General features: G+C 42.1%; 12 protein-coding genes. All 12 read right to left on the bottom strand.

From position 1 onward, the window contains the following. Positions 1-78: 78 nt before the first annotated feature. Positions 79-1,476: a sulfatase family protein gene (locus ACT29I_RS13490; RefSeq protein ID WP_430934670.1), complete on the bottom strand. Its 1,398-nt coding sequence runs from the start codon at positions 1,474-1,476 to the stop codon at positions 79-81. Positions 1,477-1,487: 11 nt separating this feature from the next. Beyond that, positions 1,488-2,393 (bottom strand): sialate O-acetylesterase, encoded by a 906-nt coding sequence (locus ACT29I_RS13485; protein ID WP_444793688.1) that lies wholly within the window; start codon positions 2,391-2,393, stop codon positions 1,488-1,490. Between the two features lie 193 nt (positions 2,394-2,586). Further along, positions 2,587-4,905 carry a glycoside hydrolase family 95 protein gene (locus ACT29I_RS13480; protein ID WP_444793687.1) on the bottom strand — a complete coding sequence of 773 codons (2,319 nt, stop codon included), beginning with the start codon at positions 4,903-4,905 and terminating at the stop codon, positions 2,587-2,589. Positions 4,906-4,948: 43 nt separating this feature from the next. Beyond that, complete coding sequence (locus tag ACT29I_RS13475) at positions 4,949-7,417, bottom strand: glycoside hydrolase family 95 protein (RefSeq protein ID WP_444793686.1); 2,469 nt, start codon at positions 7,415-7,417, stop codon at positions 4,949-4,951. Positions 7,418-7,938: 521 nt separating this feature from the next. Next, positions 7,939-9,480 carry a sulfatase family protein gene (locus tag ACT29I_RS13470; RefSeq protein ID WP_444793685.1) on the bottom strand — a complete coding sequence of 514 codons (1,542 nt, stop codon included), beginning with the start codon at positions 9,478-9,480 and terminating at the stop codon, positions 7,939-7,941. Positions 9,481-9,516: 36 nt separating this feature from the next. Then, positions 9,517-10,206, bottom strand: a complete 690-nt coding sequence (locus ACT29I_RS13465; RefSeq protein WP_444793684.1) for a GDSL-type esterase/lipase family protein — start codon at positions 10,204-10,206, stop codon at positions 9,517-9,519. 54 nt (positions 10,207-10,260) lie between these two features. Continuing rightward, positions 10,261-11,697 carry an arylsulfatase gene (locus tag ACT29I_RS13460; RefSeq protein ID WP_430934676.1) on the bottom strand — a complete coding sequence of 479 codons (1,437 nt, stop codon included), beginning with the start codon at positions 11,695-11,697 and terminating at the stop codon, positions 10,261-10,263. A gap of 65 nt (positions 11,698-11,762) precedes the next feature. Further along, positions 11,763-13,775 carry a Sip1-related alpha-galactosidase gene (locus ACT29I_RS13455; RefSeq protein WP_444793683.1) on the bottom strand — a complete coding sequence of 671 codons (2,013 nt, stop codon included), beginning with the start codon at positions 13,773-13,775 and terminating at the stop codon, positions 11,763-11,765. A 110-nt stretch (positions 13,776-13,885) separates the two neighbouring features. After that, positions 13,886-16,066 (bottom strand): alpha-galactosidase, encoded by a 2,181-nt coding sequence (locus tag ACT29I_RS13450; RefSeq protein ID WP_430934678.1) that lies wholly within the window; start codon positions 16,064-16,066, stop codon positions 13,886-13,888. Positions 16,067-16,178: 112 nt separating this feature from the next. After that, the gene (locus ACT29I_RS13445; protein WP_430934679.1) at positions 16,179-17,771 is read right to left on the bottom strand and encodes a sulfatase; all 1,593 of its coding nucleotides are present in this window, start codon (positions 17,769-17,771) and stop codon (positions 16,179-16,181) included. 168 nt (positions 17,772-17,939) lie between these two features. Next, entirely contained in the window at positions 17,940-18,278 is a 339-nt protein-coding gene (locus tag ACT29I_RS13440) for a glycoside hydrolase family 95-like protein (RefSeq protein WP_430934680.1), read from the bottom strand. 30 nt (positions 18,279-18,308) lie between these two features. Further along, positions 18,309-20,183 carry a glycoside hydrolase family 97 protein gene (locus ACT29I_RS13435; RefSeq protein WP_430934681.1) on the bottom strand — a complete coding sequence of 625 codons (1,875 nt, stop codon included), beginning with the start codon at positions 20,181-20,183 and terminating at the stop codon, positions 18,309-18,311. Positions 20,184-20,251 lie beyond the last annotated feature (68 nt).

Here is a 20,251-nt window from a genome sequence, read left to right as displayed (position 1 = left end):
GTATGTTGCATCTTGACTAACAAATGTTGCATATGAAGCGTCATTAGCCCTTTTCCTTTCGTAATGCTCATAATTTCTTTAATTTTTAGATAGTGCTACCGGATTTTCGACATAAGCCGCTGGACGGTTATTGTTTTTAATGTCTTTCTTAAATTCTTTAATATGAGAAAGCAGGTCTTCGGCAATTACTTGATTTCCCTCCAACACATTTTTTGATTCTGAAATATCATCTTCTAAATTGTACAGGGCGACTGGTGTGTTTCCACTTACATGCAGCTTCCACTCACCTGAACGCACTGCTTTTAAATTTCCGTGTTGATGGTAGAAAAAGGCCTTGTGTGGACTGCTCTCCTTATTTACCAGCACCGGCCAAATATCTTTACCATCAATTACCCGGTCGTTTGGTATTTCTGCCCCAGCTAATGAGGCAAAAGTTGGTAAAAGATCCATGGCGGTAAGTATTTCGTCATTTACCTGTCCTGCCGGAATTTTTCCGGGCCAGCGAATTACTGCCGGCTCGCGCAAACCGCCTTCATAAAAGCTTCCTTTTCTACCTCTCAAAGGTTTGGCACTTCCCGCCATTGGCCCATTGTCTGATGTGAAAACCACCAGGGTATTTTCATCAATTCCAGCTCGTTTTAATGCTTCCAGCACTTGTCCTACGGACCAGTCAATTTCGTTAATCGCGTATTTGTACAGTTTATCGCGGGCAGCATAATCAATGTAGCCATCTTCTTTTTCCAGGCGGGCTTTAATTGAATCGGGCGCATCTTTTCTAAATTCGGGCGACACATAGATGGGTCGGTGAGGATCGGGATGCGGAATATAAAGGAAAAATGGCTCATCCTTATTTTCCTCGATAAAACGAATCGCACGCTCTGTAAACTTCTGGGTAAGATAGTCGCAATCGGGATTTTCCTCAATCACTGTTTCTCCTTCCATTAGTGGCAGAGGCGAAAAGTTATGCTTCTTATTATTACCATGAAACGGGCTAATGTCGTAACTGTACGGAAGTCCGAAAAACTCATCAAATCCCTGGCGAGTGGGCAAAAACTCAGGCTGATCGCCCAAGTGCCACTTCCCAAACATTCCGGTTTTATAGCCTGCCGATTTTAATACTTCAGCAATGGTAATTTCATTGGGGTTAAGCCCTTTTGAATCAGCATCGAGCAAAACCCGTTCGCCCATGTTTACACGCGTTGGGTAAGAGCCAGTCATTAAGGCTGCACGCGATGGTGTACAAAGCGGAGCCCCCACATAAAAGCTAGTCAGTTTAATCCCTTCTTCCGCCATCTTGTCGATGTTGGGCGAGTGAATAGTTGGCGAGCCAAAACATCCCAAATCCTGGTAACCCTGATCGTCGGTGAAAATGATAACGAAATTTGGCTTGCGTAATTCTTCATCAGTTGAGCAACTTATAGCCCAAAAGACAATGAATACCGCTGTGAATATTTGTAATAACTTACTCTTGTTCATCTATTCAAGTTCTATTTGTTCAAATTAAAAATGGTCTCGGCAAATTTTTCACCCAAGTCAATATATCCTTGGCTATCGTAGTGCCAGGGATCGGAGTATTTATAAAATTTGGTGGTTCTAACAATTGCCGCATTCTTTTCTGTTTTAGCATATTTTTCCTGCGCATATTGTACCAGCTCTCCATAGTCCCAAACTTTTCCATCCTCATCATTTCCCGAATCCGATATTTTGCCAAGCACAATGGGTAAATCATGATTTCGAAAGGAAGCTCTCATTAAATCCATTAATCTTTTCAGATTAGCATAATACCGCGAAGCTACTTTTTCATCATTGCCATCGCTCTCACCTTGCATCCAAATTATGCCCGAGGGAATGAGATAATCGTCTTTTCCACCGCCATTTATATCGCGCGTTTCGAATGCATTGTTTATTGTTTTTAAAAAGTTCTCGTAATGATTTGCGCCTTGCTTTCCACTATAATCGGGCTCCCAGTATCCCGGCTTTCGGTTTGCCATTGTATCGATGGATGTACCTCCGCAAGCATATTTTATGAGTGCAATTTTTTCGTTCGGATACAGCTCCTGCAACTTCCGGGCAAAGGATAGCTCTACTCCAAATTTATTGGAATAAACATTTGTATTGCCATCTGATTTAAATCCGGCACCGTGACCCGATTTTAAGTTCTCCCATTTACCCGCTCCCCCGCTATCGTTCTTTTGGGTTGTTGTATTCCCATGAAAAATCCATACGTTTGAAAAGGTTTTATCTAAAGAATCGGGCAATTCTTTGTTAAGTCCTCTGCCTACCATATTCGACTGACCTCCCAGAAAAAACACTTTTATTGAATCGGTGGTTTCTTCTTGACTGTAGCCTAAAAACGGAATAATTATTAATCCTAAAAGTAATATACCTTTCACTTGTCTTGATTTTTATTGAACCCACTCCGGGGTTCTTTTTCTAACCTTTTTACTACCGTAGGTTTGCACCTACGCCTATTTTTGTTTTACTCTATTAGGGTCATTTACTTTTTTAGCACGATAGATTTAACCTTATCATCTTTATGTATTCATCCTAAAGATTGACTCGTAAATACCGTCACCAATCGTTTATTTAATTGTCTTTCCAATTCATAGACTCGCCTTTTTTCAACGAAATCATTTCACTCAATGCACCGTTAGAGTAGATTCTGAATTTCCCACTGGTTGTGGCTCTTATTGTTGCCAGTTTCAATTTTTCATTTTCCCATTCAATATCTACCTCGAAACCGCCACGAGCACGCAATCCTTTAATGCTTCCGTTTGGCCAGGCTGATGGAAGTGCCGGCAGAAGATTAATCTTACCATCATGGCTTTGCATTAACATCTCGGTAATCCCCGAAACCACTCCAAAGTTTCCATCAATCTGAAATGGTGGATGTACATCCAACAGGTTTGGCAAGGTTGATTTTTGTTGCAAGGCGATAATGTTTTCATGTGCTTTCTCTGCTTCTAACAAGCGAGCCCAGAAATTAATAATCCACGCACGGCTCCATCCCGTATGACCACCTCCATTGGCTAAACGATATTCAATGGTTTTTTTGGCGGCATCGAATAATTCAGGCGTTCTTTCCTTCGAAATCTGATTTGATGGATGCAGCGCATACAAATGTGAAATGTGTCGGTGTCCGGGATAAGGTTCTTCCAATTCTTCCATCCATTCCATTAAACGGCCATCGCTTCCAATCTGGAGCGGCGGTATCTTTGTTACTTGACTTTTTAGGGTATCAATAAATGCATCTTCAATTCCTAATATTTCAGCTGATTTGATACAATTACGGTACAATTCAAGAATGATCGCCCTGTCCATGGTACAGCCATAAGATACGGTTGCCACCTCCCCTTCAGTCGTCATAAAATTGTTTTCGGGAGATACGGATGGGGAAGTTACTAACATACCTGTTTTCGGATGGGGAATCATAAAATCAACAAAAAACTGTGCCGCTTCTTTCATAATGGGGTAGGCATGCTCCGCCAGGTATTCTTTGTCATCGGTATACTCGTAATGCGTATAAAGATGTTGACAACACCAGGCTGCCCCCATTGGCCACATTCCATAGCGGGCCCTTCCAAAAGCTGCCGTTGCAAGCCAGGCGTCACTTGTGTGATGGGCCACAAATCCACCACATCCATAGGTTTCACGTGCTGTAATTCGTCCCATTTCTCTTAAACTTCCTATGAATTTTAAAAATGGTTCATGACATTCGGCAAGGTTGGTCATTTCGGCCATCCAGTAGTTCATCTGAATATTGATATTAATGTGATAATCAGAATTCCAGGGTGGTTTAAAACCATTCACCCATATCCCCTGCAAATTGGCAGGCATTGTTCCCGGTCGTGAACTGCTGATTAACAGATACCTTCCGAACTGATATTGCACCTGGGTCAGGTAATTATCCACAGCACCATCTTTAACCTTTTGAAGTCGTTTATCTGTTGGTAAGTCTTCACCATCACCATCTGAAATGGTAAAATTCAATCGCTTAAACAATGAGCGATAATCGGTTACATGTTCCGAAAGCAATTCCTTGTAATCATCTGCCAAGGCATTTTTTAAATTATCCGCACAAATCTGTTTAGGGTTACCACCACGATAATCGCTTGCCCCTACAATTCTTATCACCAATTCATTGGCGTCAGAAACCACTATTTTTCCATTCTTAGCCTCTGTTTTTCCACCTTTGGTTTCGAAATGAATAGTTGAATTAAACTTCACCCCCATCAAGTTACCAACATGCTCCGAGAAATGGATACTGTTGTTAGTCAACTCGATATTGGTGTTTTTATTACGCTTTATTGAAGCTGACAAGCTTATTGCTCCTTTTTTATCGGCAGAATATTTAATAACCATTGCCTTACCCGGAAAGCTAGAGAAACACTCCCTGGTATAGCTGGTGCCATCTTTCTCAAATTGGGTGGTTTGTACCGCAGTGTTCAAATCCAGTTCCCGTCGGAAGTTGGCTACACTATCAAATCCTTGACGTTCAACAAAAAGATCGGCCAACATCTGGTTGGTCATGGTTCCTGTAGGAAAACGTTTTGCCAATAGGTTTGTGGTAAGAAACTCTTCCGCTTCTACATATTTACCATCGAAAACCATCTGCTGAATCTTTTTAATCACTTCGGGCCCTGCTTTTTTGTTGTCGCGATCGTATCTTTTCTCGCCTGTCCAAATGGTTTCTTCATTTAAGCAGATAACTTCTTTTGCAGGTGTACCGTAAACCATGGCCCCCAGGCTTCCATTTCCTATAGGCAATCCTTCGTTCCATTTTTTTGTGGATTGTTCCAACCAGATTTTTAAGGGCTGCTCCTTAACTGTTTTATCGGTTGTTGAACACGCCACAAACAATATTATGATAAGCAATGAGGCTATTTTGTTAATCGTTGACTTCATGATTATATTTTATTAGCTCGCAATTGTATACTCTTTGTTTTTATTAATTGTCTTTCCAAACCATCGACTCTCCTTTTTTCAAAGTTAAAACCCGACTTAAAGAATCATTGGAATAAATTCTGAACTCTCCTCCATTCTCAGCGTGAATGGTTGCAGTTTTTAATATTCCATTTTCCCATTCCATATCCACATCAAAGCCTCCTCGTGCCCTAAGTCCGGCAACCTTACCAGCAGGCCAGGCTGAAGGTAAAGCCGGCAGTAAATGAAGAATGTATGGTGCTTCTGCAATCTTTTCTCCAGGGACAACAGGTACATAATGATTTTCTTTCTTTTTATCCTTCTGATAAGCTACAAATGCAGCCTTATCAATTGATTTGGCCTTGGCATCTATACTTCTTAAGTGGCTTTGCAACAACATTTCACAAACACCTGCTGTTCCTCCAAAATTTCCGTCTATTTGAAAAGGAGGATGAAAATCAAAAAGATTTGCATATGCCCGTTTGGAGGTTAGATACTCGTAAAACTGATGTGCTTTGTCGCCATTGTGAAGCCGAGCCCAAAAGCAGGTTTTCCATGCTGTACTCCACCCGGTGGAAATATCGCCACGATGTATCATCGTAACTAATGCAGCATCTGCAATCTCTTTCGTTGTCAGGGGCGAAAAATCGCGTCCGGGATGCAAGGCAATCAAATGTGAAATATGGCGGTGATGATCATCGGGTCTGTCCCAGTCTTCGGGCCATTCCTGTAATTGTCCGTACTGTCCTATTTTTTGTGGGCACAAGCGAGGGATGTATTCCTGTAAAGTTTCCCGGAACGCCTTGTCACGGTTTAATATGGTGGATGCTTCGATACAATCGGTGAAGAGGTTCAATACGAGCTGCTGATCCCAGGAAGCCCCGTAGGTCTGCTTGTTCAGTTTGCCATACTGCTTTACCAGATAAGCGTTTTCCGGCGACCAGGTAGGATAGACTACCAGTGTTCCATCCTTCCATGGAGCAAGAAACCCGACAAAAAATTCTGCCGCACCTTTCAGAATGGGATAGATATCTTCGAGGTACGCACTATCCTGGTTAAAGGCATAATGATCGAACAGGTTCCTGGTGAGCCAGTGTGCGGCCTGTTGGCTTCGGCGGCCATGCACATTCTGGGCCGTAAAACCAAACACATTTCCATTGAGTCCCATGCTCCAACCTTTTTTCACACCAAAAGCTTCACGAGCAGTATGTTCGCCCGATTGCGCCAGTATTTTCACCCAATCCACATAGGGTGAAAATGAACCCGGGAGATTGGCTGTTTCCACCATCCAGTAATTCATTTCTACATTAATATCGGTATGATAGTCGCAATTCCATGCGGGTTTTAGGTGCCCATTCCAAAGTCCCTGCAAGTTAGAGGGAACAGGAGCGCTGCGCGAACAGCTCAATTGCAAATATCGGGAATAGTTAAAATAGAGGTTTTCCAGTTCCAGACTTGGCCCTTTATTCACCAACTCATCTGTCGTTAAACGGGAAGGTCGATAATCCAGCTCCAGCTGGCAACGGTCCATGAGCGAAGAGACATCCCGGACGTGTGATTTTTTCAGTTTTTCATAGCCCAGTTTAAGGGCTTCATCCATCGTATTTTTACTATCTTCCACATAATTGCGTCCTTTAAAAGATGGATAAACAGGTAGATAATCTGAATAACCTGTAAGATAAATCTTAACGTCCGTTGCGCCTATTACATCCATGGAGCCATCCTCTTGGGGCATTAACTTGCCCTTTCCGGCATCGATATAAACCAATTGCTGAAATGCAATATTATCCTGCTCCATAGATACCTCCCCATTTAACACTATAGTATTCCCATCGGCTTTTATGCTCCTAACTTTATGTAAGGTACTTACAGTTATTTTTAGATTCATTTTTTCGTTTAGTGCGGTATACCTCGCAACCACTGCATCGTTTGGATAGCTGCAGAAGTATTCTCTTACAAAACTTGCATCACCAATACTGTAGCTAACTATACCGACACCTTTGTGGGCATCCAAAGTGCGGCTGTAATTTACGATAGCTTTTGCACTATGCCCTGTTGAAATATATAAATCGGTGAATGGGGCATAATTTCCTAAAGGTTGGGTGCTGCTTACGTATTTGGTCGACCTGGCCTCCATGCTGTTTTCACCTGTGCCATAGTTACCTTGTTGGTAGGCCTCCCTTACTTTATCAAAATTCTTGTAGCCCCGTGGTCTGACACCCGATTGCGCCACTTCATCTAAGCCGCGTTTGCTGTTCATCCATAAAGTAATATCATTCATCATCAGGTGTTCCTGTTCAATTCCCCCGGAAAACATAGCGCCTATACGTCCGTTACCCAGCGGCAAGGCTTCCTGCATGTATCCTAGTTTATTGGGATTCCCCCTCTGCTCTTCTGTAAATTGGCTTGCAGGCTTATCGTAGCGCAACACAAATTGTGCGTTTGCCTGTTCAGCTATAAATGTTATCAGAAATATCCACAAAATAGGTTTCATGTATCTATCTTTTAGTTTGTTACAAGTATAATATTCCTCATGGTCATCAAGCTTTGGTGCAGTTTCATTGCTTTCGGCTTCTATCCGATATTCCAAACTGTGTGTTCCATTGAATGCCCGGCAACCATCAATTTAAAAGTACCCCCATCCACTGCACTGGCATAGGGTATTTCCAAGTTATAAGTCCCGTTACCTTCTATCAATAAGCTCCACTCTGCCCAATCTGACTCTTCCGTCTATCCCTTTAGGTTTAACGTTGGACTCTTGCATGTTGCGTTCCTCAATGAAGGTTTAAGCCATATCTTGCATCTAGCCAAGACCGCATTCTTTGCTTTTTTTTTCGGTTTCTCCCGGGGAAACCCTATCACTGCAGGCACACCCACCGGAAAACGGGCAAACCATGACAGGGATGATTTTAATTGGACTGCTTTTCCCATCGGATCACCCCTGTATAAAATTTCATTTACATTTTTTTTCCTTCTCGTCAATCCCACAGAATGGTGCGGATAACCATATTATTTCTATTCGAGTTTTTCGGTATCTGAATAGCTTATCCCTCTTATTTTCTCAAAGTTTTCAATCAATTCTTTCAACTTATCAGGACTTTTTTCAGCAAGATTAGTTTGCTGACCTAGATCTTCTTTCAAATTATACAGCTGAAATTTGTTTGAGTTGCCAAGTTCAATGTTTACATTTTTGCTTACCGCAGGACCCTTATATGGAGGAATCAATACCCAGCTTCCTTTTCGAAATGCAGTCCGGGAGCCTGCTTCCAGTATCAATTCATCACGACCTTTTTTAGTTCTGCCCATCAATACATCCAACAAATTCTCACTGTCAGGACCTTGCAGGTCACTTTCTACTAATGCCGCCAGAGAAGACAACAAATCCACCTGCGATATCATCGCATCCGATACCATGGGTTGAATCTTTCCTTTCCAATAGGTAATGAAGGGCACCCTCGTTCCCGCCTCAAACAGGCTGTACTTTCCTCCTCTCAAAGGTCCCCAAGGAGTATGATCTCCCAGTTTCTCAACAGCACCATCGTAATAACCATCGTTCAACACAGGTCCGTTATCACTGGATAAAATGATCAGTGTATTATCTAAAAGACCCTCATTTTCTAGGGTTTTCATCAATTCACCGATACACCAGTCTGCTTCTGCGATCACATCCCCTCTGGGTCCCATGCCCGTTTTTCCTATAAACCGCTCATGAGGTGTTCTGGGTACATGAGGCTGTTGCAAGGTGTAAAAAAGAAAGAATGGTTCATCTTTGTGTTGCAGTATGTATTTTTGTGACCTGATCAGGAATGTATCGGCCATGTTCCCATCAACCCATTTCGCGGATTCTCCGCCTTTCATGTATCCAATTCTGGGAATTCCATTTACGATAGAATTGTTATGCCCATGATGCCACTTCAATTTCAGCATCTCCGGATTTTCTTTCCCGGTGGGCTCCCCCTCGAAATTGTTTTTATAATCGACTTCTATGGGATCATTAGGATCTAACCCTGAAACATAACCGTCCTCAATATAGACTGTAGGAACCCGATCTTGCGTGGCTGCCATGATGTATGAATAGTCAAATCCTACCTCATTCGGACCGGGAGAAATTCGCCTATTCCAGTTTACATTTCCATCGCCAAGGCCTAAGTGCCATTTCCCAACAATACCGGTATGATAACCTTTTTGCTTTAGCATTTTTGGGATGGTTAGCTGATCCGTGCCGATCAACAATGGTGCTGTTCCGGAAAGTATCCTGGCATTCTTATTCCGCCATGGATAGGTTCCGGTAAGTATTGCATAACGACTTGGGGTGCAGGTTGCCGAAGAGGCATAGCCCTGGGTAAACCTTACTCCACCTTCGGCAAGACGATCAATATTTGGCGTTGAAAGTGTCCCCGATCCATAGGCACTTACATCACCATAGCCTAAATCATCGGCATAAATAATGATGATATTTGGTTTTTCCTTTGCTTCTTCTTTTGAAACCGTGCAGGCTGATAAAAGAATAGAAACAATCAAGATAATTCCAATAGTGGTAATTTTATTGTGAAACATAGAACATATATAATGATTGATTTACAAAAGTTTTTTTTAAAGTAATTCTTCAATATGTTTTACTACCTGTTTTGCCAGGGCTTCACTACCCGCTTTTTTAAAATGCACATTAGAAGGCAACTGTAGTTCTTCCATTCTGGGCAAAACAAAATCGTGAAGATTATTGATCCTGATATCGTATTTCTTCATGATCTTTAAAGCCACTTTGTTATATTTTTTAGGTTGATCTGCTCTTCTTAACGGGCCTTTGGGTTTATCAGGAAATGGCGTAGTGGTTGCAAAAACTAAGGTTGCTCCTGTAACATTAAGCTTCTCAACAATCTCCTTTAGGTTCTTTTTGTACGTTTTTAGGCCCGCCTGTTTCGGATCATCAGGATTTGTACTGTTTTTCCCTGTTTTTTCATCTACGTGTTTTAGGTCATGCAAACCAAAATTAAAATGGATAATGTCCCATTTGTTGGCGCTCAACCATTCCTCCATCATTTCTTTACCCTTGGTTGTACCCTCACAATTCTCGGCTTTACCATTGGGGTATAATGGTCGGTACACATTCGCCTTACCTTTCAGCATATCCCGAACAAACGGCGTATAGCCAATTGAAATGGAATCGCCCAGGATTAAAACATTGGGAAGTTTTTCGTTATTTTCTGCGAGAAGCGCACTGGGAACAAAGCTCGCAACAGCTCCAACTATTGTAGTTTTTAAAAAATTTCTTCTATTTATCATCACTAGATTTCATTTATTGATAAAATGTTCTTACACCTTAAATTGTAAAACTCTTTAATCTTTTTTATGCCCCTTAAAACCCAACGAGGCATCCAGCACTTCACCCTTGCGTGTAGGTGCATGGGCTTCTTTTGTAAAATTTATCATTTTCTCGAGGATTTCAGGAAATTGATCTGCCACATCATGGAGTTCTTCCATATCTGTATTCAAATCATACAGTTCAAATGCCGCTTTTTTGTTTGGTCTGATTGCTTTCCAGTTACCCATTCGAACGGCACAGCTTCTGGGGTCTTCCCAATATAAATATTCATGTTGCGCATTTTTGCGTTTCACAAGCGCTTCGCCAAGTAGGGTTGGCAAGATGGAAATGCCATCTGTGGTTGAGGGTATTTCCACTCCGGCCAGTTCAGCCATTGTTGGCATAATATCAGGAAAGTAACCCAGATGGTTAGAAACTGTACCTTGCGTTATTTGCTCAGGCCATCTTACCATAAACGGTATCCTAAGACCTCCTTCATAAAAATTACCTTTACCGCCCCGGAAGCGTTTGCCTGTCTTTGGATTCAGATTTGGCGCTAAGAATCCGTGCGGATACTTACTGTTCTTAAAATAAGGTTGTCCACCATTATCACCGCAAACAAACACTATTGTCTTATCATCGATATCAAGCTCCTTTAATAAAGCCATGATCTCGCCGATCTGTCTATCCACCATTTCCACCATGGCAGCGTACATTTGTGCATCGTATTCGCCTTTTTGGTTAGAAGCATCCCATTCCTTGTCCTTATATTTTTGCCATGCAGGATCATCTTCAGGCATGGCCCAGTATCCGTGGGGCGGAGTCCAGGGTAGATATGCAAAGAATGGTTGATCTTTATTTGTTCGAATAAATTCCAATCCTTTAGCATGTATTAATTCATGTGAAAATGTCTCGCCGGTCAAAAAGTCACCCGTATTCCCTTTCAGTGGCACTTTCTTACTGTTATGGATCAGGTATCTGGGATAATAGGTATGCGCGTGTACCTGATGATAGTATCCGAAAAATGTATCAAATCCATGTTTCTCAGGAACACCTGTTGTACCAACGTCTCCTAAGCCCCATTTTCCGAATCCGCCTGTCACGTATCCTGCTTCTTTAAGAATGCTTGCGATGGTGATATCGTCAGCGCAAAGAGCCATTCCTCCACCATTAGACCTAACTGTGGTATGTCCCGTATGCTGACCGGTCATCAGAGAACTTCGCGTTGGGGCACAAACATTCCCACCTGCAAGGAACTGAGTGAATCGCATACCTTCGGAAGCTACCTTATCTATATTGGGCGTCTTCAATATTGGGTGTCCCATGCCTGACGATTCAAAATAGCCCCATTCATCCATCATGATATAAATGATGTTTGGCTTATCCGCTGCAATGGTTTTGGTTGTGCAATTAGTCATCATGCCTATAAATGCCACTGCAACCATAGCCATCAATATATTCCTTCGTTTCATCGTAGATCGTTTATAACATTAAAACTCTTTTCTCTTTAATAATGAATATCAAAAATTTCAAAAAACTATTGCAAGGCGGAAATTATATATTCTCTATTCTCATTCGATTTTCTGAGTTCCCCTCGCCATAAACCATTTTCAAGCTTTGAAAATTTAAAATATTCTGATGATGGTTTTTTATTATCGGACCAAAGCAAGATTGGACCGTCTTCTACCATTTTTATTTTGATGGTCTTTTTATCAATTTCGAGCAATTCAAAGGCAGCTGCCGATAAATATTTATCAGGCCTTCCAATAAGGGACCATCCGTATTGAATGGGACTTAATTGAAAAAGGCGTTCTTTTCTTGAGCCTAATTTGAATTGATATTCACCCTTTAGGATACTTGCTGACCCCCTATAATGATCGTATAATAAAATGCCCTCTTCGGGAATGTTCCAAAGTCCTTGGTAAGGTTGTATCATACCACCTGCAAAAGGATAATCTTTTAACGAGACGAAGGCGTTTGCCTCCTGATCATCCTGATTTAAGTTAACAGCCATTATAGCGGCACAATTATTTTTAAGTGGGGCTATCACCCTGAATGCTTTACCTTCATAGTATGGATCTTGCATAAGACTTTCAGGCAATGGTACTCCCGGGGCCAAAGTGCCCAAAATGTGACCGTCAGCATAGGTTAATGGCCTTAACACAGTGTCGTCAATTTTTTGTGGCTCATCCGATAAATATATGGGGCCACCGGACATGGCGCGGGCCACGGCCATTAGACGAGCTGTCTCCTCATAATTGGCAAAAAACATATCCTGGTCAAGCCAATGTGTATGTCCTAACCAAAAAGCATTGGCAAAGTTTTGTACCAGCGTAAGATCCAGGCGATCCTTGGTTGTTTTATAATCAACACTACCCCGGATTAAAGCACTGTAGGTATGATTGAATACATTGAAGTTTTGCTGCGCAATACAATTTAACAAGAAAAGATCTTTCTGCTTACAATTTTCCTCCAATGCCTTGTTGTTATAATGAACCCCCAAAATCGCATTTTCCGAACCTGTATTGTAACGAAAGTTATCGGACTGAAAATCGACTTTGATCATATCAAATCCATTCTTCTTAGTATCGGCAGTCATTTCATTGTAAAACGCATTAGAGGCTTCATATGAAATTTGAGGCATGTAACGGGGCTGCTCTGATTTTTCAGAACGCAATACCAGATGTTCTTGCAGATGAGACATGGTGTGGTCTGGAGATATACCGCCCCAATATCCATTGAAATTGCGCCATATCCCCATCCATTTTATTTTCTCTCCTTTTTGATTAACAATTGGTTCCCATCCATTGGGGAATTTCTTATGATCCACACCAAATGACATCAGTTGACTTTTCTTTGCATCTAAATAGCCATCGTCAATCAATACCCAGCGAAAAGGAATAGTACTGGACTTGATCCCTTTTATGGCATCCAAAATGATCTCTTCACTTATATTTTTCTTATAATGCTCCCAGGAACACCATCCCAGGTACTGATAGGATTCTGGATACAATTTATTCTCCCGCCAATTGATATTTTCTTTGATATCATCATTGAGCATGGCCTGGTCCCAGGCTAGTCTGGCGGCCTCATACGGATTTTCTGACTGGGCATAACTGATTAAGGGTGCAGAAGTATCTTCAGTTCTTGTACCGTATGTAGCCATAGTTAAATAAATGTTATTGTCGCGAACACTAAAAGTATTGCCGATATGGTTCGAAACGAGTGGCAACAGTACCAAATATTGACCGTCGTCTTTTTTGAGCATCATAAAAGCCCCCAGGTTCACGTGGTCGTCCATCCGTGGCTTTCTTTTTACAAAAGTGTCCAGTTGAGCGATATGCGCAAACCAAAGCGGTTCCACCCGGTTACCTGCAGCTAGTTTGGATGAAAAAGGACGGTAATAGATTCCCTTTTTAAATTTGGGCAATTCCAGTCTTATTTCGGCAATAATTCCATTGGAATCGGGTGTAAACGCTTGTTTTTCCAAACCAAACTGCCCGTTTGTACTTAAGTTGGAAAGTTCTATGGATTCAGGAATTGCCTTCATCAGATTTTTTTGCTTTTTAACCTGTGAATGGTTTGCACAAGAGGTTATAAGCAAAACACTGAAAATAAGTAGATTTATTATATACATTATGATCTTGGTTATAGTTTAAGTTATTCTTTGGCTTCAATTAACTGAAAAACGGCACTTTCAAGCGGTCGTCTTAAATCGACCCATAACCCTCGATTCATTAATACTTCACCCGAAATCAAGTGATTATTAAAGCTTATATGTGGCTTCTGTCCTTCCATATTGATTTCTTTCAGTCTGTATAGTGCATCCGTTTTTAGTCCCTTCATTTTTACAAAACTCCTTTCATAACGACGATGGTGGGTATGGCTGTATACCATCAGCAAAGCCTGCGCCTTGTTTTGGGAAACATAGTTGATGGCAGCATACCCATCCTTATCGTACGGCGAGAGCAAGCGGTATAAATCGCCAAACTGCACAATCGGTCGAATCTCTTTATATTTTTCTATTGCTTCTTTTGCAAATTTGACTTGTTTTTCATCCAGGTCATCAGGGCGTAATTCCATGCCCAAACGACCTCCCATGGCCACATCAAACCTGAATTTCAACGAGGTTTCCCTTTTGGTTTGATGGTTTGGAGATTTGGTTACGTGTGCTGCACTGGCAATAGCCGGATAAAAATGATTGGTACCCCACTGGATAAACAAGCGCTGGTATGGATCAGTATCGTCACTTGCCCAAAACTCATGGGTATGTTTCATGGATCCAAAATCTACGCGGCCCCCACCCGACGCACATGCCTGAAAAATCGTGGCAGGATATTTTTCCTCCAAACGTTTCAATACCTTTTCCAAACCTTTGGTATAATCAATAAAGAAGTGCGATTGCTGTTTCAGGTAGGTGGAACCAAAATTCTGCACATGTCTGTTCGCATCCCACTTTATATAGGCTATTCTGGGATGGGAAGTCAAAATATGATCGACCACATCAAAAACAAATTCCTGAACTTCAGGATTAGATAAATCGAGTAAGAGCTGGTTTCTTTCCAAGAGCTCTTTTCTATCGTTCATTCTTTGTACTATCCATTCGGGATGCTTCTCGGCCAGCTCGCTCTTAGGATTGACCATTTCGGGCTCTACCCAGATTCCAAATCGCATCCCCTTCGATTCTGAATAGTCAATCAAATCATCAATCCCATCAGGAAGTTTCTTTTGGTTCACCTGCCAATCGCCCAGGCCGGCCTTTGCGCTGTTACGTGGATATTTGTTGCCGAACCATCCATCGTCCAGCACAAATATTTCAACACCCATTTCAGCAGCACCGTCCATCATTGATTTTAGTCGGGCCGCATCAAAGCTGAAATAAGCCCCTTCCCAACTATTGAGTACGATTAATCTTTCCTGATCACCATCTCTAAGGTTATACTTTCTGGCCCAGCGGTGTAGATTTATTGAAGCTTTGTTTTTTCCTTTATTGCTATAGGTAAGAATCATTCGAGGTGTTTCAAATTTTTCTCCTGCTTTTACAATATAAGACGATGCGAAGGGATTTATCCCGGCAATCATCTGGCAACGTTCTCTATCGTCCACCTGGAAAGTAAGTCGAAAATTTCCTGTCCACGCCAATGCACCAGCGATTACTTCACCATTACTTTCCTGAGCAGTTGAATTAAGCGAAAGCATAAACGAAGGGTTTTCATACTCTGTGGATCTCACTCCCCTTTTGGTTTCAATGGTTTTTATACCATTTGTTAAACGCTCTTCGGTGAATATCATTTCTTTTTGATGACTTCCGTAAAAATGTGTCAGATAGTATTCGGGAGCTTTGAAGCCTATTGCAGAAGAGGCAAACTGAGACAAGGTCACATCTTTTTTTTCTTTGTGGTGGATGCTTGTCCATTGTTCTATTACATTTTCCTCAGCATATGCGTTGAAGTGCAAGTCAACAAAGAATTCTTTTTTCTCATCCTTTAAATGAATGATGGTCGATTGCACATTTACGTTGGTTTGTTGCTCATGAGACACATAATACAAATCGGTAGCCATGGTACCATCGGCATGTGTAACCAATAATGCCACTTCATCAGAAGAGCCATTTCCAAAGCTGGGATAAACTTCATTAAATACAATTGACATATTCTCCAGACCTTGTGTATACTTAATTTTGGAGCCGTAGTGTGATTGAAATAGTTTCTTATTTTTAGAAACCTGAAAAATCAATGAGTTCTGTTCGGTGTGTATATGAATCAGTTGAGCTAAAAGTCCTCCATTTATCAAATGACACACAAACAACAACATGTATATTCGTTTTGTAATAAGTATCATATTTTAGAATATTCGAAATAATTAATAATTAAACTAATATAGAATTACATTGTGATTTCTATTCTTTAAATGATATTTTCGAATACACAAAAGCGTGACCCGAAACTATAATTTAGTCCGTTGTAATCCTACTACCCCACCAATCGGCATTGGGTACAAATTCCTTTGACAACACTTTCATTCGTTGTTTTTCCAAGGAAGGTATTTTATTGTGTTCAAGCTTGAACAAATATTCTTTCTGCACTGCTTCGCTATATTGCGGATCATGTTGTGGATATTTAGCGCCTACTTGGGTCAGGTAGTCGAAAAGTTCCTTGCCCATTTTTTCTACTTTTTCAGGATATTTTGCCGCAAGGTCTGTAGTTTCGCCAATGTCTTTTGTCAGCTTGTAAAGCTCCTTTCTACCATCTTCGTAATAATGAATCAATTTCCAGTCGCCACGGCGGATAATAGAAGATGGTTCACCGCCCTGGTTACCGTAATGTGGGAAATGCCAGATAAGGGCTCGTTCTGCTAACGTTTCTCCTTTGAAAAGAGGGACAAGGCTTACACCATCATTATGTTCTTGCGGCAGAAGTTCTGCACCTGCCAATTCCAGCATTGTGGGATAAAAGTCGGTTCCGGTTACCGGGTAATCGATTTTCTCTCCCCCCTTGGAAAGACCGGGTATTTTGATAAAATAGGGTTCCCTGATTCCACCCTCGAACTGGTATCCCTTGCCGGCTCTTAGCGGCTTATTGCTGGTGGAAAAATTATCCCCAGCAGCCACTCCTCCATTATCGGAAGTAAAAACTACAATGGTATTTTTATCCAAACCCAATTGATCGAGGGCTTTAAGCACCTTACCAACCGCATCATCCATTTGTTCTACCAGTCCGGCATAAATTGGATTGTCCTGCACCTGACGAATGGGCATATATTTCCCCATGTAATATCCGTTTTCAGCAATTCCCATTTCCTGGGCTTTATCGCGGTATTTACTCCACTTTTCCTGTGTGGTTTGAATAGGCGAATGCACCGCATAAAAAGAAAGGTAAGCGAAAAACGGCTTCCCGGTTTTCTGTGGATTGTTTTCTTCAATAAATTTTACGGTTTCCTTTGCCAAACGCATGGAAAGGTTTTCACCATCCTCCAGGTTTTCCAATTTCGGATTTTTATAGGGCGAAAAATACCCACCAGCTGGTCCGCCCTTTGACCAACCTCCTTTGTTGATATCGAAACCATGATCCTCAGGCCACGAACCTTTGTCGCCCAGGTGCCATTTTCCTGCAAAAAAAGTTTTATACCCAACTTCTTTCAGGGCTTCAGGCATGGTAACATATTCATGCGGCAGATTATGGGTATATTCTGCAGGAAGCATCTTTGTGTAACGTTTTCTTGTTCGCCATTTTTCTCCAGAGGGAGACCCGATATGAACGGTGATATCGTGCCTTGCCGTGAATTTACCTGTCATGATACTTGCACGTGAAGGACTGCAAACCCTGCAGTTGGCATATCCGTTGGTAAAATTAGTTCCCTGAGCTGCAATCTTATCGATATTAGGAGTTTCGTAGAATTTACTTCCCATACAACTCAGGTCGGTATAACCTAAATCATCGGCAAGAATAAAAAGGATATTGGGTTTAGGTTCTTTTTTATTCGTTGCATAACTGTTAAACGTTACAACGAATGTAAAACAGCTTGCTAATAACATTTTATATATCATAGTTTTTTCATTTAGTTTCATTATTCCATGAATTCGATTGTATACATATTGATCTTATTCGCCTCAAGCCGGCTGGGATCTTCATCCCGATGCATCAGGACAAAACAAACCGTATGCAGCTAAAACTTTAGCGGGACACAAAAATCAAGGAACCCTTTATGTAGCCTTTCAAATCATGGTTTCCCCCTTATCAAGAAAAGTCACTTTACTCAAAGCGTTATTGGAACAGATTCTAAAGTCACCCCCTTTAAGGGCATGTATAGTAGCCTGTTCCATTTTCCATGCAATACCCACCTCAAAACCACTGCGAGCAAGCACCCCTTTAACAATAACATTGGGCCAGACATACGGAAGGGCTGGTAGCAATTGAATAATATAAGGCGTTTGAGCCGGTTCATCATCCGGTACTACATAGTTAAAATTATTTGGCGAATCCTTGTCTTGTGCTTGCGACATGAGTGTCATCAGAAAAAGGCTAAAAAGATTAATGGTTTTCTGGGGTCTCATTATCTGTTCGATTTATTTTTCGTGCTTGTTTTAAGATTTCGCAGGTCTTATCCACATGCAATGCCCTCCTCCCGGAGCCATAACCGCTTTTATCACATCTCCTTTTTTGGCCTTACCCTTTCTTACCCGATAAGCTTCCGGATTGGTCTTGCAGTGCGTTTCTTCGGTATCTTCATAGTAAGTGACATCGTATTCGCGCCCTTCTTCCAGGAAGTCAAGTTTGATGTCCAACGTCCCGCCTTTCCGGCTATAAGCGCTGCCAATAAACCATTCCTTACCATGGCGGCGGGCCGTTGTGATGTATTCGGCCATTTTGGAATGGAGCACGCGGCTTTCGTCCCATTTGCCAACGGGCATTTTCTGAATAAACTCGAACAAATCGGCCTTGGCCGCATAGGCCTCCGGCGCATCGGGGATGCAAACCAGGCCGCTGAAAATGATTAACGTCCGGGCTGCTTCCGAAGCCACTGTCGAAAAATAGCTGTTTGTTTTCCGGGGCCCTTTTTGCCGCAACCCGGCGTTGATCCCTGACAAGTCGAAATTACCGTTGTTCATATCCAAAGGGCCTGTTATGGCATTGATCAAGGCCATTTTGATGAAGGATTCCGGAGTAAACGCCCGCCTCGAATCTTGCTGGGCATGGCAATACTCCCGCGTGATAGCATTGGGGTAAGTACGCCGGATCCCTGTAAAAGGAACAGGGCTATCGTGAAAATCGATTAACAGTTTGCTTTGCGCACTTTTCCGGATGGATTCTCTGGAAAAATCGACTTTACTTCCCATAAAACCGTATTTGATGCCTTTCATCCCCAGAGACCTGTAATAGGGGAACAGTTCATCGTCCCCGTACTCCCCGTGCCTCCGGTCGTAATATAACATCAGATCAACCTCTTTTTCCGCTGCGTAATCTATGACAGCCTGTAAATCCAGTTTGTCCGACAGCTCGAAATGCCCTTTGGAAACGTGTTTGTACCATGCGTCATCGATCATAAAATATTCGATTTCGTTTTCGGCAGCAAAATCGACAAAACGCTTATAACTCTCCGTGTTAATCCCGTACACAAAACCATCGGGAGCTGTATATCCGTGTACACGCCAGTCCCACAGTGTTTTCCCCGGCTTGATCCAGCCCGTATCTTCCAATTCACACGGCGTGGCCAGGTTAACAGGAACGGTATTTACCACAAGGTCCCCTGCTGTTTCTCCTGTCAATATTACCCGCCAGGGGCTTACCCATTTTTTCTCGCTTAATTCTACTTTATTCACCGACTCAATTATCCCTTCGCCCTCGCCCAGGCCCAGTTGCATTGCCTCGATACCTCTTGCTGCGTACAGATCGGATTCCAAAAGCGCCAGATAGGGCCGGTTGGTAGATTCAACCACCAGCGGAACGCTGATTTTCCGGCCGTTTTTCTCTCGCAAATAATCCCTAAGGCCGCCCAATGTCACCGGCCCCAGTGGCTCGCTCTCGCCTGCCGGTGTATAATAGTGGCTTCCTTCCGGTAAAGCGTATTCACATTTGAAAATGGCTTCCTTTGGTTTTCCGCCTTCATCAAGAATGAATCGAAACGCTATACCCCGGTCGTAAGCCCTGGCTATCAGCTTGCCGCCTACTCCATCGATATCAATATCCAGTGTAAGTTCATTGAAATGGTCGCGGATAGCGCCGTGCTGACCCCAAACAGGGTTCCAGGTTGTATCTTTTGTGATCAAACTTGTTTTAAGAATATTTACGGTGGCGTTGGGCAGTATCGACAATTGTGAGCTGCCCACGACTTCGTGCCCCTGCCAAACCATTTCATATTCCAGCACGCCCGCTGTGTCGTTGAACCTAATTTGCAAGGTTTCATCAGGCGATTGCAACGATAGCGTGTTGCCCTTTTCGGCACAGCCCGTTAAAAGCATTATCGCTAAGTAAAAAAGCACTAAAATTTTCTTTTGCATATTTTTAAAATTATATTTTCATTTTAAGT

It is taken from the genome of Saccharicrinis sp. GN24d3 (genome assembly GCF_052400645.1).
GTDB lineage: Bacteria > Bacteroidota > Bacteroidia > Bacteroidales > Marinilabiliaceae > Saccharicrinis.
Note: the sequence above shows the minus strand (reverse complement) of the source record. Positions and strands in the feature narration are given on the sequence as shown.

What these genes read in the sequence shown, in the direction of transcription:
- ACT29I_RS13450 (WP_430934678.1), bottom strand. Translation starts at nt 16,066, where the DNA reads ATGATACTTATTACAAAACGAATATACATGTTGTTGTTTGTGTGTCAT.
- ACT29I_RS13455 (WP_444793683.1), bottom strand. Translation starts at nt 13,775, where the DNA reads ATGAAGGCAATTCCTGAATCCATAGAACTTTCCAACTTAAGTACAAAC.
- ACT29I_RS13440 (WP_430934680.1), bottom strand. Translation starts at nt 18,278, where the DNA reads ATGAGACCCCAGAAAACCATTAATCTTTTTAGCCTTTTTCTGATGACA.
- ACT29I_RS13470 (WP_444793685.1), bottom strand. Translation starts at nt 9,480, where the DNA reads ATGTTTCACAATAAAATTACCACTATTGGAATTATCTTGATTGTTTCT.
- ACT29I_RS13465 (WP_444793684.1), bottom strand. Translation starts at nt 10,206, where the DNA reads ATGATAAATAGAAGAAATTTTTTAAAAACTACAATAGTTGGAGCTGTT.
- ACT29I_RS13445 (WP_430934679.1), bottom strand. Translation starts at nt 17,771, where the DNA reads ATGATATATAAAATGTTATTAGCAAGCTGTTTTACATTCGTTGTAACG.
- ACT29I_RS13480 (WP_444793687.1), bottom strand. Translation starts at nt 4,905, where the DNA reads ATGAAGTCAACGATTAACAAAATAGCCTCATTGCTTATCATAATATTG.
- ACT29I_RS13460 (WP_430934676.1), bottom strand. Translation starts at nt 11,697, where the DNA reads ATGAAACGAAGGAATATATTGATGGCTATGGTTGCAGTGGCATTTATA.
- ACT29I_RS13490 (WP_430934670.1), bottom strand. Translation starts at nt 1,476, where the DNA reads ATGAACAAGAGTAAGTTATTACAAATATTCACAGCGGTATTCATTGTC.
- ACT29I_RS13475 (WP_444793686.1), bottom strand. Translation starts at nt 7,417, where the DNA reads ATGAAACCTATTTTGTGGATATTTCTGATAACATTTATAGCTGAACAG.
- ACT29I_RS13435 (WP_430934681.1), bottom strand. Translation starts at nt 20,183, where the DNA reads ATGCTTTTAACGGGCTGTGCCGAAAAGGGCAACACGCTATCGTTGCAA.